The organism is Phycisphaeraceae bacterium, from assembly GCA_040222855.1.
Taxonomy (GTDB): Bacteria; Planctomycetota; Phycisphaerae; order Phycisphaerales; family Phycisphaeraceae; genus Mucisphaera.
In genome coordinates, this window is record JAVKCD010000019.1 from 366,092 (window position 1) to 380,927 (window position 14,836).

The following is a 14,836-nucleotide window of genomic DNA, read 5'->3' on the forward strand; positions in this document are numbered from 1 at the left end:
GATCGGCTTGGCCTAACCCCCTGAGACGACCTTGCCCACCGAGAAGATCGGCAGCAGCAGCGCGATCGCGACGAAGCCGACGACCAATCCGAGGCAGGCGATCATCGCGGGCTCAACAAACTGAGTCATCGACTTGACCCCACGTTCGAACTCCTCCTCCGAGCGATCGGCGATTCGCCGCATCACGTCCGAGACCCGTCCGGCACGCTCACCAGAAGACACCATCTGCGCCGTGGACTTCGGGATCAGAGGTGATGCCGTCAGCACCGACGAGATCGATCCGCCCTGCTTGACCTTCTCCGCGACTTCATCCCAAAGCCTCGACATGTGCCGATTGGACGTCACCTCTCGGGTGATCGCGATCAGGTCGAGTAGTGGTACCCCCGCATCGATCATCACGCTCATCGTTCGGAATGACCGTGTCAGATAGAGCTTGTTGAACAGCGGGCCGATCAGAGGCAGCCGGAGCTTGGCCGTATCAATAAGAGAGCCACCGGTTTCTGTTTTGAAAAACAGGACCAGGCCAACAACCGCCGCTATCACGCCAGCGATCATGTGCGGCCAGTACGTCGTGACAGCGTAAGAAATCCCCAGCAGCGCCTGCGTCGGCAACGGCAGGTCCGCCCCACGACTGGCGTAAATCGCAGCGAATCGTGGGAGAACAAAACCGATCAGGAACCCCGTGATCGCGAACGTTGCCACGAACATCACCGCCGGATACGTCATCGCCGACCGCAGCGTCCGCTGAATCTTCTGCTCCTGCTCCAGGTAGTTGCTCACCCGATCGAGCATCTCCCCAAGCGTTCCTGAGGCCTCCGAGGCCTGGATCATGCTGATCATCAGAGGCGGAAATACCTTCCGATGCTTCGACATCGATTGCGACAGCGTTCCGCCCGCTTGTACCTTCTCGCTGATCTCTGTGAGCAGCGCCCGCATCGCTGGCGAACTCGCCTGATCCGTCACACAGTCCAGAGCATCACGAATCGTGACTCCGGCATCAAGCAGCACCGACAACTCGTGAGCAAACGCGATCACCTGGGCTCGCTTGACCGTACCCCCTGCTGCGGACACCGGGGTATCAGCCTCGGCCTTAGCTGGCTTACCCTTTGAGGGCTGAATCGAAACGGGAAACAGACCCCTCTGACGCAATCGAACCCCCGCCTCGGTCAGCGACGAGGCTTCAAGGACACCCAGGTCAAGACCGCCCGTGTTGGTTCGAGCTTTGAATGCAAAAGAAGGCATAGTCTGTTCTCCGCGCTACAGGGCCGTAGCGGTCAGCAACTCAGCCAACGTGGTATGACCATCACAAACCTTCTCGATGCCGTCATCGCGCAGCGTGATGTAGCTGTCACTCTTGATCGCAAGCTCGCGCAGTTCCTGAAGACTCGCACCTCGGCACACCGCGTCAAGCCCCTCATCTGTGGGTATATACAACTCATAAATACCCAGACGCCCCTTGTAGCCGGTGTTCCCGCAACTCCGACACCCAACCGCGTGGTAGATCTCGGTTAGACCTGCGATCTCCGGGCCGAAGCGGCGAAGCAGCCGACTCTCATCATCCGTTGGCGGGCCCGCTTCACGACAGGAGATACACAGCTTGCGTACCAGCCGCTGTGCAAGTGTCGCTCGCACGGAGGCGGCGATCAGATAAGGTTCCACACCAATATTGATCAGCCGTGTCACCGCTGCCGGTGCGTCATTCGTATGCAGGGTCGAGAGCACCAGGTGCCCGGTGAGCGCGGCCTGGGTGGCAATACGTGCCGTCTCCGCATCACGAATCTCACCCACCATGATCACGTCCGGGTCCTGGCGGAGCAGCGCCCGCAATGCTGAGGAAAAGGTGAATCCCGTCTTCTCATTGACCTGAAACTGATTGACGCCGTCAATGGCGTACTCGACCGGGTCTTCCACCGTCGAGACATTCCGCGTCGGATCGACGACGCGCCGAAGTGTGGCGTAAAGCGTCGTCGACTTACCCGAGCCCGTCGGGCCGGTGACCAGCACAATTCCATTGGGCTGAGCAACGATATCGAGATACCGCTCGAGCATCCTCGGGCTCAGCCCCAACGCATCCAGACCAACCATCGCGTTGCGCGCATCGATGATCCGGATCACAACCTTCTCGCCATACCGCCCCGGCATCGTCGAGACACGCAGGTCTACCTGACGCCCCTCGCAGTGAATCGAGATCCCGCCATCCTGCGGGATGCGCCGCTCGGAGATATCCATCCCCGCCATGATCTTGATCCGGCTCGCCATCGGTGCCTGCATCCCATGAGGCGGAGCCATCTTCTCGGTCAACTGACCATCGACACGAAACCGGATCCGCAGCGACTTATCACCCGGCTCAATATGAATATCCGACGCACCCTCACGAACGGCCTCGAAGAGGATGTGATTCACCAGCTTAATCACCGGCGAACTGCCCGAAGCAATCTCTTCAGCAGAGATCTCCGCGACATTGACGCCATCGAGCTCATTCTCGAACTGAGTGTCCCTGACGATGTCCTCCATCGACGTCGCCATCGTCCCCGAGGTCAGGAACCGCTGGGCGTCACGGATGTCGTCTTCGGTGGCCACAACCAGTTGGACGCTTGCCTGCGTGAGTCTCTCAACCTCCTCGACCAGAAAAACGTCCGTCGGCTCGTTGACCGCGAGCGTCAACACGCCGTTGATCAGAAACAAAGGCGCCGCCACATTCTCCGAGAGAAACTTCGTCGGGAGTGTCTCGCCCAGCATGACATCGACCATCCCGTTTCCGAGCCGGGTAAACGGGATCTCCAGGGCTTCGGCGACTGCCTCAAGCGTTTGTTGCTCCGTGATCATCCCAAGCTCGATCAGCACCTGGCCCAGCAGCTTCCCGCTGCCCTCTGACCGCTGGTGCTCGAGCGCATGATTGATCTGATCCTGGCTGATCAGACCCTTGGCCAGCAGAACATCACCGATGCGCAGCGGCCGCATGGTTGGTTTAACACTGTCAATGCTCGCATCACTCATGCCGCGGCTCCCAACGTCTCAAGTGCCTTCTCAATCGACGCCTCACGGTCGAAACGACTCGTGAGCCGAGTCGCGTAGAGAATCCGATCGACAACCTCAGAACAGTCGCCGATCACCAAACGCCCAAGGCGGTCAGCCACTTCTTCTTGAAGGCTCAGCAACGCTTCCAAGCACCTTGAGTCGATGGATTGCAGCTGCGAACAATCAAGGACGATGTCACGCCCCCCATTGCCCAGGGACTCTGTGATCTTCTGGTGGACTTGCACATGATCGCCTTCAATGCACTCGCCGGTCAGCGTCACGATCGCGATGTCACCCTGCTGTTTCAGTTTGATCTTCATGCTTCACTCTCAGGCCGCACGAGCCGCGGGTGGGTCCGTCTGCTGGTTGTAGGTCGAAAAATCTAGCTCACAAAAAGCATCGGCCAACTCCGGGTCAAACTGCATCCCCGTGCCTTGCCTGATCTGGTCGAGGGCCTCCTGATGATTCATCGCACGCCGGTAACTCCGGCGGGAACGCATCGCGTCAAAGCTGTCCGCCAACGCGATGACACGGCCGGCAAACGGGATCGCATTCCCGCTCAGTCCCTGCGGATACCCACCGCCGGACCACCTCTCGTGATGCGACAGCACACCCGGCATCAGGTCCGTCATCGCCTCAATGTCAGCGAGAATCCGCGCACCTATCTGCGGGTGCAGCTTGATGGCGTCGTACTCCTCATCCGTTAACGGGCCATCCTTCGTTAGCACCGCCTCGGGCACACCGATCTTGCCCAGATCGTGAACCAATGCCGAGAGATAGAGCCTCTCGATCCGGTGCTCATCAAGATCAATCTTCTCCGCGAGCAGCCGCGTCAGGAGTGCCACACGATGAGAATGACCATGTGTGTACGAATCCTTCGCGTCGATCGATGCCGACAACGCCCGCAACGTACCGAGAAACATCGACCGCATCTCGGCGAACAGGATCGCGTTATGCAGAAAGATCGACAGGCTCGACGCCAGCGTCTCGACCCGATCAATATCCACCGCGTCGATCGGCTGACCATCAAAACGATCCGCGCCAAACAAAACGCCGACTACTTCTTCACGATGACGGATCGCGACGGCGACCAGATCCCGGCCAAATCCCGTCAACTCATCAGGGACCGGCAGGCCATTCTGACCGAGATGAATCGCGTGACGCTCACCAGAAATCCGCCTGATAAACCACTGCCCCACCGAGCGAATCAACCGCATGTCGCCGACCGCATCGGGAGGAAAGTAGACCTTCCCACGCAACGAGGTCAGCCTCGGGCGATCATCAGCAAGACACAACGCCATCACCCGCAGTCGCGCGACCTCGCGCAGGTCGTTAACCGCCTCATCAAGTAAAGGCTCTGCCGCGTGGTGGTATTCAACGTGAGCCGACAGCCGGTGTATCAGACTCAACTCTTCATACGTCCCCGCCAGCTCGCGACTGACTCGACCCAACTCGGCGCGCAACCCGTCTTCCGACGAAGCCGTTTTATAATCTCGATTAAACTCATTCATCGAAGGACCCCACTCTGCGGTTCAAGCCGGTCGCTCGAGGCCAACGCAGATTCACGATGGTCGCGATCGCCGACCCTCAGGACGCAGCGTCTGCAACGCCCTGAATCGCGCGTTCGTCGGATCAAGCTGACTGGCTCGCCGATAGGCTCCAACCGCCTCATCGCGGCGCCCGACCTGCTCAAGTCCGACGCCGTACAAAGCCCAAGCCTTCGCATGATTCGGGCTGACCTCAGTCGCCGATCGGAACCAGCCCAGCGCTCGCTGATGATCATTTCGCTGCCGCGCAGCAAGCCCGAGCCAGATCATCGCCTCAGGGTCACGCGGGCTCAGATCGTGAGCACGACCCGCTGCCGTCTCGGCACCGCCGAAGTCTCCGAGTTCCCAACTCACCGCAGCCAGATGCATCAAGTCATCCGCAGACGGCTCAGACTCACGCACCAACTCACGGTACAGCCGTCGCGCCTCCGACCAACGCCCCGCATCACGATTCGCACGGGCCAGCGCGCGCCGAAGATCACGCCGCGTCTGCTGGTTCGGATCGCTGAGTAAAGGCGTCAACAGATCAATCGCCTCCACCGAACGCCCCGCCGCCACCAATTGAATCCCAAGCTCCGCGCGGAACTCAACACGATCCGGATCAAGCGTCACCGCCTGACGTAGATGGTCGATCGCTTCTCGCTTGCGATCCTTTAGAAGCAGGACTTGAGCCAGAGCGTGATGCAACTCCGCAGGCTGCGCAAAGTAATCCAGTCGCTCGGCCAGGATCTCGACGGCTTTGTCATCACGACCAAGCGCCACCTCAGACTCAGCCAACGCTAAGACGTACTCAGGATTGTCCGGTGCCCGCTCGACCGCCTCCGAATAACGCTCACGCGCAGCCTGCGGCCGTTGCCAGCGCTGCTCGATAATCCCCAGGTAATAACGGGGCGCAGCCGCCTCAGGCACGGCCTCGATCGCCGTCCGCAATGTCAACGCAGCCCGCTCCAGCTCGCCTCGTTCAATGGCGATACGACCGGCTAAGGTCAGCACCTCCGCATTGTCAGGATCAATCCGGGCCGCCTCATTGAGCGCCGCCTCGGCCTGCCCCAGATCGCCGTTATCAAAGTGCTGCTCGGCCTGCTCAAGCACCATCGAGCCCCGGAGCGTCCACCACCGGCTCTCGGCACCTTCACGGTGCTCCGCGATGCCCGGTACACCTGAACACCCGCCAAGCACGCCAGCTACGAACAGGAGACAGAGCCCTGATCGGACTTCATGGGGTAGTCGACTTAGCTTCATCATGGCCTGGTCTCCACCTGCGCCTGCTGCTGACTCGGCGCATCACCCTCGGTCCAAAGACCTCGCTGCGCCTCATCACGCACCTCAAGGAGCTGATCGATCATCACACGAACCCAGTCCGCACTCGTTGCTTCCGCTGGTGGCGCAGGCACATCACCCCGTGGCACGTCACTCAGATCAACCGCATCCAGACTCACCGCACGATTCGCGCCCGACGTGGGAACTTCCTCCGCCACCTGACCCTGCTCATGCGCTGCCGGAGCACCAGCAGGCTCAGAGACCGCAGGCGGAGCCGAAACAGGCTCGGGCTCGCTCTTGAACTGCAGGATCGCCGCATCAAGCGCACGCTGGACAGGACCCTCAAGAAGACCCCGCTCCTGATCCTGCAACGACCGGCCCACCAGCTGACTCTTGAGCTTCAACGCCTCCGTTGAGATCGGCTCCAGCGACAACGCGATGTTTGTATGCCACAACGCTTTACTCGTATTTCCCTCACGGGCATGCCGCTCCGCATCAGCCAGGTGACCACGAACCATCCGCAGTCGCGAGCTGGGCAGTAGCCCGGTTCGAGCACCCAAACGAATCCGCTCGATCCCGCGAGCCGCCTCTTCGCCCGCAGCAGCCAGAGCACGATCACGAATCACCGTGGGCTTGATCAGGAAAATAATCTCGACCCGGTCCGAGCTGTCGTCCGTCCCGCGGAAGAAGTTGCCAAGCACCGGCAGCCGACCCAGGAACGGCACCTGATTCGTGGTCTTGGTCGTGTCTTCCTTAAACAGCCCGCCGAGCACCACGGTCTGGCCCGAGCGCACCAGAACATTTGTCTGCAGGGCCTGCGTCGAGGTGTTCGGCAGGATCACCCCGATCGGACTTAACTCCGTGCTGCCCTCGGACAGAATCGGATTGAGTTCCAGCCGGACATACCCATCGCTCGACACGAACGGCCGCACGATCAGCTGCGTACCGACATCGATCGTCTCGACCGTCTGCGTCGATGACACCTCCGTGTCCGTCGTTGAGATATACGGTAGCTGCTCCGTCGCGTCGATCGTCGCCCGCTGACGATTCAGCACGACCACCTTAGGCGTCGAGATCACCGTCGTGTCCGTGATCGTCTCAAGGGCACGCACAAAGACCGCCGCGTCACCCCCAATCACGCCGAGCTTGATCGATGAATCGCCCGTCGCCGTGTTGCCCGCCGTCGAACTGATCGCGGTCCCCGAGTCAGCTGCCAGCGTGCCTGTGATCAACTCATTGACCGCGGCCAGGGGCGATGTCGCCGACGCCAGCGACAGGTCCGTCAGAATAGCGAAATCAACACCGAATGCGTTGTTCTCACCCAGCCGCGCCTGAAGAATCGTCACCTCGATCATCACCTGCTCTGGCTTGCGATCAAGCTCCTTGAGCGTCGCGATAATCTCCTCGACCCGATCAGGCGTGTCACGGACAATCAGTGTGTCCGAATGCGAAAACGTGTTCGCCCCGCCATCCGAGATCGACGGCTGGAAACCCTCCGGGACCTCTTGACTCACCGCGATCACACCATTCTGTGACAGCAGCGGCTCCGCAAAAGCCTGAGCATCCGCAGCACTCAGAAAATCAAGCCGAATGATCCGAGTCACCGGCTGATTCTCTGACGCCTCGATAGCCGCCATCTCCTCAGCCGTGTAGACATAGATAAAGTTGCCACGCTCGGTGTACCGGTACCCGTTCCCGCTGATCAGCGCGTCGAGCGCCTCATCAAAGGTCACGCCATAGAGACTCGCTGAGATCGTCCCACGTACGTTCGGGCTGGCCACGATGTTCCGCCGCGACTGTTCACTAAGCAGGCTCAGCACCGCGTCAACCTCGAGATTCTGAACGCTCAGGTCAATCTCGCCAAACGCGCCGACGCTGACGATCCCAGGCGTCGATCCGCTGGGTGTATCTGCCGTCAGGTCAATCAGCTCAACGATCTCGCCGTCATCAGGCACAGCCGAAACACCACCCTGCTGCGCCAGGGCCGGTGCCCAGCACGACAACGCAAATGCCAACAGACTGTGCCGGGCAAGACGATGGGGTGTCCGATGATTCATATCAATCTCTCCTCGCCGCGTCATTGAAGACCAAGCCTCACAACCACGCCATTGAGTTCCAGGTCGGCATGACGACGCTCAAGCCTCAGCAGCTTGAAACCCTCGATGCTCTCCCCAGGACGTAGACTCGTGCCGTTGATGACCGCACGAGGCTCGCCGCCGAGGATGATTGCCTGAAGCAAAAGCGCCTCAGCACGATCCCTGACCAGACTCCTTCGTGGGGTATCGGTGCTTTCAACTTGCAACTGTTGGGACGACTCTGCCGAGCCCGGGCTCTGGGCAGACGACGGCAGCCGGAACAAATCCCGCGGCAACTGACTCGGCACCATCACCGTGATTTCCGGACCCTCCGCTGGACCAGCACGATCACCCGACTCGGCATCGCCGGCGGATGACTCCACCGAAGCCGCAACGGTCCCGGGCTCCGCCGTCGCCACACGAGGCGGGTCCTTCAGCAGCAACCGCCCCCATAACAACAGGCCAAACACACTCATGCCCGCGAGCACCCACACCTTGCTCGGCTGCGCTCGATACTGTGCCAACAAGCGTTGCTGGTACGTACTCACGGGCTGCCCTCCTTCGCTGCTGGAGCAGCAGTGTGCCGGGCATAAGCCAGCAGCTCCAGATCAATCCGCGGTAGCTCATCCGGGTCCCCACCACTCACCGCCATCGACTGCGCCGCGACGAGATAGGGCAGACTCTCGATCTCATCAAGAATCCGGTAAGCACGCTGAAAATCAGCCCGGAAACCCAGCCGAAAACGCTTCGCACGAAAACCATCACCCAACCGCTCGCCCTGGGTCGTGATCTCAGGATCACCCGCCGCATGACGCTCCGTGATCTCCGCGATCCATCCCAACACCTCTGGCATCGGGTCCGTGTCTGGCACCAGGCCCTGCCGACGATCGCGATAGGCATCGCTTAGATCAGCAATCTCAAGCCGTGCGCGCTCGACCTGAACCTCAAGACTCGCCAAAGATGACTGAGCATCCCGCGCCTCATCCAACCGCTGATTCAGACGATCCAACTCAGCCGCGTGCGGGAGCCACGCGCTCACCAGGAACAGCAATCCGAGTGATGGCACAGCCACCAGCAGCCGCCACGAGTCTCGCAGCACACTCTTCTTATGCTTCATGGCGTCACCTCCTCCGCAACCAGCGTCAGCCGACGCATCAGATCAATGTGAACCTCAAGACTCAGCTCACGCATCGGGCCATCATCCGACTCGATCGGCCCGATCGAACCGACTTCAAGATCAGTAAACAACGGGTTCGCCGCCAGCAGCCCCACCGCCTCCGCGACCTGCCGATCATCTCGACACAACCCTCGGAACGAAAACTCGATTCGCGGCCGCTTGTCATCCGCCTGAGCCACCCGAAGATCAGTCAAACCAACGGTCTCAGGCAGCGTCCGACTAAAGATCCGCAGCGCCTGCGAAAACCGAACCCGCGGCTCAAGCCGACGATACAGGCTCGACTGCTGATAGAGCTTGCTCCGCTCCTTCTCGAACGTCAGCAGTTCCTCACGCAATGAAAACGCCTGCGCCGCATCACGCTCGGCTACCTCAACGTGTGCCACCACTCCCCCGCGCCGCTCCCACAGCATCGTCCACGCACTGGCAAACACACCGACCAGCACAACGACACTCACGATCTCAACCCGCCGCATCCGATGACGAGACCGCTGGTCCACAAAAGCCCTAGGCAGGAAGTTCATGCCGGTCATGCCGCCAACCTCCCGCCCGGCCAGTTCATCGCCAGCCCAATCGATGAGGCCATCGACGCCAAGGGCTGACCGATCGCATCAAAAAGCTGGGGCAGTCGGACATCAAACTCATGCGGCAGCATCACCCGGACCGATGCCCGCTCCGCCAGCGAGGGCGCAACACATCGAGCGATCGTCTCCGGGGCAATCAGCCAGGCCATCTCCGGCCGCTTGCCCGGGAAGGTCACGCCGTAGTACCGAAGACACAACGCCACTTCCTGAGCCAGGTCCACACGCTTCTTCACCCCGACCTTCTCGGCCTCCACCCGATCAATCGACACCCGTAGCCCATAGGTTCCATCGTCTTGGTTCGACTTGATCGCCGGCGCCACAGCTTCCTCGAAGTCCTTGGCACCAAACTCCATCCGCCTGAGAAACACCACCTGCCCGTTCTCGGAAATGAACACCCAAGTATGCTCCGGGCTGACCTGAATGATCAGCCTCGGCGCACTCATGTCCTCGCCGTCACTCACCCCATGCTTCTCAATCACGTGCTGAAAACGCGTCAGCAGCGTAGGCGTAGGATCAAACGAAGCCACGTCAAGACCAGCCCCATCCAATGATCGCGCCAGCTCCAGCAACGGCTCCGTGGGCGCAGCCATCAGGATGATCTCCCGCTTGGTCTCGCTGCCTTGCGTCACCTCGCCCACGTCGTAATAACGGATCACCGACTGCTCGGGATCAATCTGAAAACGCTCAGCGGCTTCCCACTGCGCTGCCTCGAACAAATCCTCATCCGGTATCGGCGGGACCCGCACATTCTTCATCATCAACAGCTTGTCCGGCACACGAACCACCACCCGACGCCCGACAAAACGCCCCTTCTTGATCGCCTCCGCGATCAACTCCGCCTGCTTGCGCAGGTCCTCAAGATCAACCGCCCCATGAGGCACCATCGACCAGTTCCACCCGCCAAACGCCTGCAACGTCAGCCCACCACCCGACACCCGCCTCAGCTGAGTCAGTTGCACACGATCGTCAGCGAGATCAACCCCGATCGGGCTGGTCCTACTCTGTCCGAGCATGACCCCTCCCCTCAGACCGCCCCGCCGCTTCTTCAAAATGAATCACAATGCCCCGTTCAAGCTGCCCACCAATCTGCTCGACCTCCGCCCGCAGTAAGCGCAACTCCCGGATCAGCTCCAAACGCTGCTCCGCCGGATTCGGCACCGCCTCGGCCTGACTCAACCAGGGCCGATCAGGCTGCGCACTCCAGAACGACCACGCCGCCACCGCGATCGCGGCACCACTTAACCACCATGCAGGATGTACGGGGCGTCGGGCGGACAAGGACTCAATCTCCTGGGCACCATGGAACAACTACACCGTTGGTATCGGCTGGTTGGATCAGGGGCTTAGGGGATCGAGCACATCAATTAACAGAGGCGGCCGGCATCAGCCGACCGCCTCAGAAAGCTTCGATTATCGGAGCCAGAAGTTATGGCGTGTACGTCGCCACATCCTCCGACGAGAACGATAACGCCGTGGCCTTCGCATCCGTCGTCACCGCCTTGATCCGACCGGTCAACTCATCGTAGACCCAACCCACACCAGCACCGGGCGTCCCGATCACGTCGTCACCCTGATCCACCGTCGAGCTGTTCTCAAACGGATTGATCGGGGACTTCTGCAGATACGGCCCAAAGTCAGAACCCGACGTCGAACCACTGATGTTCGTCGTCTGCGTCATCTGATTCCAGTTCGACGAAAGGTCCGGATAAGAACCGTTGTGCTGGATCATGTACAGCTCCAGCTGCGACCGAACCGTCTGCAGCTGCGACACCAGGCTCGATGCCTTAGCTGTCTCTGCCGCATCACTGAACTGCGGAATCACCACCGCCGCCAGAATCCCGAGAATCACCACCACGATCAGGATCTCAACCAGCGTAAAACCGTGGCCAACACGTCCTACAAGACTCATCTGTTATCTCCCATAACAAGGTCCAGGCCGCCCATGCAAGGCACAACCAGTGCCTTCAAGGCTCAATGCACGGACAACCCCATGCTGACAGGAGAATCGACCCGAACATTAGGGATCATCACGCCGGGCAAACGCAATCAACCAGAAACATGACCCGCAGTCAGACCTTTACCGACTCCCCCGGATGTAGCGTCTGGGATGTTTCAGCCGACCTGGCGAACCTCACCGCCATCACGGTCCAGATACGCGTCCACCTCACGCAATAATCGGCGCCCCTCCTCAAAACTCATCCGCCCCACCGTCTCCTCAACATCCCCCCAGGCGGCCGCCTGCAACTCCTCTTCCTGAACCTGAAACGACCGCGACCTCACAAACCCTACGAAATACGTCACGGTCTTGTCTACGACCTTCCCGGATCGCTTGCGAAACACATAACGCTCGGCAAAAGGCGTCGCCTCCAGCACGCGCTCAGGAGCAAGACCCGTCTCCTCACCCAACTCCCGCAGCGCCGTCTCGAGCTCGCTCTCACCCATCTCCGGATGTCCCTTGGGAAACCCCCAGTGACCCGCCTTGTGCTGAACCAGCAGATAACGCCGTGGCTCACCATTCGCACCACCATGAACCGGAATAATCCCACACGAATGATCGCGATCCATCAGGCTCTACTCCCCCGTATCAAGCACAGCCATAAAGGCCTGCTGCGGGATATCCACCGTGCCAATCCGCTTCATCCGCTCCTTGCCCTTCTTCTGCTTCTCCAGCAGCTTGCGCTTCCGCGATACGTCCCCACCATAACACTTCGCCGTCACGTTCTTCCGCATCGCCTTGATGTTCTCGCGTGAGATCACCTTCCCGCCAATCACCGCCTGAAGCGGGATCTCGAACAGATGACGGTCGATCTCGTCCTTGAGTTTCTTGAGCAGCGCTCGCCCCCGCTGCTCCGCTTTGGTCCGGTGAACGATCACCGACAACGCATCCACCTGCATCCCGTTGACCAGAATATCCATCTTCACCAGCTGATCCGCATGGAACCCCGACACCTGATAGTCCATCGTGCCGTACCCCGACGTGATCGACTTGAGCTTGTCGAAGAAATCAAAAATGATCTCAGCCAATGGCAGGTCGTACTCCAGAATCTGACGATCATCCGCCAGAAAACGCTGCCCCTTGTACTCACCCCGCCGGTTGTCACACAGCTTCATGATGTCGCCGATCGATGCCGTCGGCAGAATGATCTCAGCCTTCACAATCGGCTCGCGGATCGCTGAAATCTGCGACGGGTCGGGCAGGTCCGCCGGATTGGTGATCTGAATCACCGACCCGTCCCGCAACGCCACCTCGTACGTCACCGTCGGAGCCGTCTGCACGATCGACACATCCTGCTCACGCTCAAGCCGCTCCTGAATGATGTCCATGTGCAACATCCCCAGAAAACCACAGCGAAAACCCGACCCCAGCGCCTCCGACGACGTCGGCTCAAACGTAAACGACGCATCATTCACGTGCAGCTTGGTCACTGCATCACGCAGATCGTCAAAGTTCGTGTCACCCGTCGCATAAAAGTCGCAGTACACCATCGGCATCGGCTCCTGGTACCCCGGCAACGCCTTCTCGGCGGGCCGCAGGTCCAGCGTCATCGTGTCACCAATGTGCACATCCTCAAGCGTCTTGATCGCCGCCACCATGTACCCCACATCCCCCGCCTCAAACGGCTCGTCCGTCGCCGTCATCGTCGGCCGGAACTTCCCCAGCTCCGTAATCTGATACACCCGCCCCACCTTCATCATCCGGACTCGATCCCCCTTCTTCATCGTCCCATTGATCATTCTAAAGTACACAATCACGCCCCGGTAGTCGTCGTACTTCGCGTCAAAAACCAGCGCCTGCAAGGGCGCATCAATCTTCCCCCTCGGCTCCGGAAAACGCTCGCAGATCGCGTCCAGCAACTCCTTGACACCCTCCCCCGTCTTCGCCGACGTAAACACACAAGACTCCGCAGGAAGCCCCAGCACCTGCTCCACCTGCAACGCCCGCTCCTCCGGCTGAGCCGAAGGAAGATCAATCTTGTTGATCACCGGAATGATCTCGAGGTCAGCATCCACCGCCTTATACAGATTCGCCACCGTCTGAGCCTCAACCCCCTGCGTCGCATCCACCACCAGAAGCGCACCCTCGCACGCCGCTAAAGCCCGCGACACCTCGTAGTGAAAATCAACATGCCCGGGCGTGTCAATAAAGTTCAGCTCAAACATCTGCCCCTTGTACGTGTGCTCCACCGACACCGCCGACGCCTTGATCGTGATCCCCCGCTCACGCTCAAGATCCATTGAATCCAGCTTCTGATCCTGATGCGTCCGCGCATCCATCGCCCCGGTACCCGTGAGCATCCGGTCCGCAAGCGTCGACTTGCCATGATCAATGTGCGCAATGATGCAGAAGTTGCGGATGTTCATGCTGATGACCGCTACAGCCGAATGGCCATCTCCAAGGTGAGGACTGCTCAGGATCTTCCGCCAGACCCGTGACCCGGCGAATCAGACATCATAGCGTGCCCCAACGCCCCCGCAGCACCGCGATCGCCCCCGGATCAACCTCTCCCAAACCAGATAAAAACATCGCCCGCTCCCGCTCCGTCAAGCCACGCCCCAGGTCCGCCTCCAACGTCTCCTCCAACATCCCCGCCATCGCCAGCACCGGCCGCCTCTCCCGCCCCAGCCTCGGCCGCACCCCGCCCACATCAATCATCCACAACCCCTCATCCCCATCCATCACATGATTCGACGCCTTGTGATCCCGGTTCCACCACCCCGCCGCCAGCAGACCACCCGCCAGCCGCCCCAGACCCATCATCAACCGCTCCATCGCCTCAACACTCAACCCACCCCTCGAAACCACCCGCTGCACCGAATCCCCCACCCATCGCGTCATCAGCCACCCCCGCCCCCCTTCCATACCCAACCCCACCACCGGCACCACCGCAATCCCCGCCCTCACCAGCCGCCTCGCACCCCTCGCCTCCCGCTGCGCCGGATGAACCCCAAGCCCCCACGCCAGCCGCTGCCGCACCACCTCGTGCTCAAACCGCTTGACCACCCACCCCACCCCCTCACCATCCCGCGCCAACCAAACCCGACTCCGCCCATCCGCCTTGAACACCACCTCCTCCTGGCAGGACCAACCAGGAAGCCGACGAAAGATTCGAGATGCATCCTTAGCCATGGCCCCTATCATGCCACGAGTCGGATGCTTAGTCGCGCTAGGAGCCTTCG

15 protein-coding genes are annotated in these 14,836 nt (G+C 60.5%); all 15 read right to left on the minus strand.

The features are described from left to right. Window positions 1–12: 12 nt before the first annotated feature. On the minus strand, window positions 13–1,242 hold the full coding sequence (locus RIG82_06755) for a type II secretion system F family protein (protein ID MEQ9460632.1): 1,230 nt from the start codon (window positions 1,240–1,242) through the stop codon (window positions 13–15). Window positions 1,243–1,257: 15 nt separating this feature from the next. Beyond that, window positions 1,258–2,997 carry an ATPase, T2SS/T4P/T4SS family gene (locus RIG82_06760; GenBank protein ID MEQ9460633.1) on the minus strand — a complete coding sequence of 580 codons (1,740 nt, stop codon included), beginning with the start codon at window positions 2,995–2,997 and terminating at the stop codon, window positions 1,258–1,260. Continuing rightward, window positions 2,994–3,338, minus strand: a complete 345-nt coding sequence (locus tag RIG82_06765; GenBank protein MEQ9460634.1) for an STAS domain-containing protein — start codon at window positions 3,336–3,338, stop codon at window positions 2,994–2,996. The genes RIG82_06760 and RIG82_06765 overlap by 4 nt, the downstream gene beginning before the upstream one ends. Before the next feature lie 9 nt (window positions 3,339–3,347). Continuing rightward, window positions 3,348–4,529, minus strand: a complete 1,182-nt coding sequence (locus RIG82_06770) for an HD domain-containing protein (GenBank protein MEQ9460635.1) — start codon at window positions 4,527–4,529, stop codon at window positions 3,348–3,350. 51 nt (window positions 4,530–4,580) lie between these two features. Next, window positions 4,581–5,810, minus strand: coding sequence for a tetratricopeptide repeat protein (locus tag RIG82_06775; protein MEQ9460636.1), 1,230 nt, complete (start codon window positions 5,808–5,810; stop codon window positions 4,581–4,583). Beyond that, a complete protein-coding gene (locus tag RIG82_06780; protein ID MEQ9460637.1) occupies window positions 5,807–7,882 on the minus strand; it encodes a secretin and TonB N-terminal domain-containing protein in 2,076 nt (691 codons plus the stop codon). The genes RIG82_06775 and RIG82_06780 overlap by 4 nt, the downstream gene beginning before the upstream one ends. Before the next feature lie 20 nt (window positions 7,883–7,902). Then, entirely contained in the window at window positions 7,903–8,448 is a 546-nt protein-coding gene (locus tag RIG82_06785; GenBank protein ID MEQ9460638.1) for a hypothetical protein, read from the minus strand. After that, window positions 8,445–9,017 (minus strand): hypothetical protein, encoded by a 573-nt coding sequence (locus tag RIG82_06790; protein ID MEQ9460639.1) that lies wholly within the window; start codon window positions 9,015–9,017, stop codon window positions 8,445–8,447. Before RIG82_06790 ends, RIG82_06785 begins: the two co-directional genes overlap by 4 nt. Then, a complete protein-coding gene (locus tag RIG82_06795) occupies window positions 9,014–9,607 on the minus strand; it encodes a hypothetical protein (protein MEQ9460640.1) in 594 nt (197 codons plus the stop codon). Before RIG82_06795 ends, RIG82_06790 begins: the two co-directional genes overlap by 4 nt. Beyond that, window positions 9,604–10,671, minus strand: coding sequence for a pilus assembly protein PilM (gene pilM / locus RIG82_06800; protein ID MEQ9460641.1), 1,068 nt, complete (start codon window positions 10,669–10,671; stop codon window positions 9,604–9,606). Before pilM ends, RIG82_06795 begins: the two co-directional genes overlap by 4 nt. Further along, on the minus strand, window positions 10,655–10,936 hold the full coding sequence (locus tag RIG82_06805; protein ID MEQ9460642.1) for a hypothetical protein: 282 nt from the start codon (window positions 10,934–10,936) through the stop codon (window positions 10,655–10,657). Before RIG82_06805 ends, pilM begins: the two co-directional genes overlap by 17 nt. 148 nt (window positions 10,937–11,084) lie before the next feature. Next, entirely contained in the window at window positions 11,085–11,567 is a 483-nt protein-coding gene (locus RIG82_06810) for a prepilin-type N-terminal cleavage/methylation domain-containing protein (protein MEQ9460643.1), read from the minus strand. 203 nt (window positions 11,568–11,770) lie between these two features. Continuing rightward, window positions 11,771–12,223, minus strand: a complete 453-nt coding sequence (locus RIG82_06815; GenBank protein MEQ9460644.1) for an NUDIX domain-containing protein — start codon at window positions 12,221–12,223, stop codon at window positions 11,771–11,773. A gap of 6 nt (window positions 12,224–12,229) precedes the next feature. Beyond that, window positions 12,230–14,020 (minus strand): translation elongation factor 4, encoded by a 1,791-nt coding sequence (gene lepA, locus RIG82_06820; GenBank protein MEQ9460645.1) that lies wholly within the window; start codon window positions 14,018–14,020, stop codon window positions 12,230–12,232. 88 nt (window positions 14,021–14,108) lie between these two features. Continuing rightward, a complete protein-coding gene (locus RIG82_06825) occupies window positions 14,109–14,786 on the minus strand; it encodes a lipopolysaccharide kinase InaA family protein (GenBank protein MEQ9460646.1) in 678 nt (225 codons plus the stop codon). Window positions 14,787–14,836: the final 50 nt, after the last annotated feature.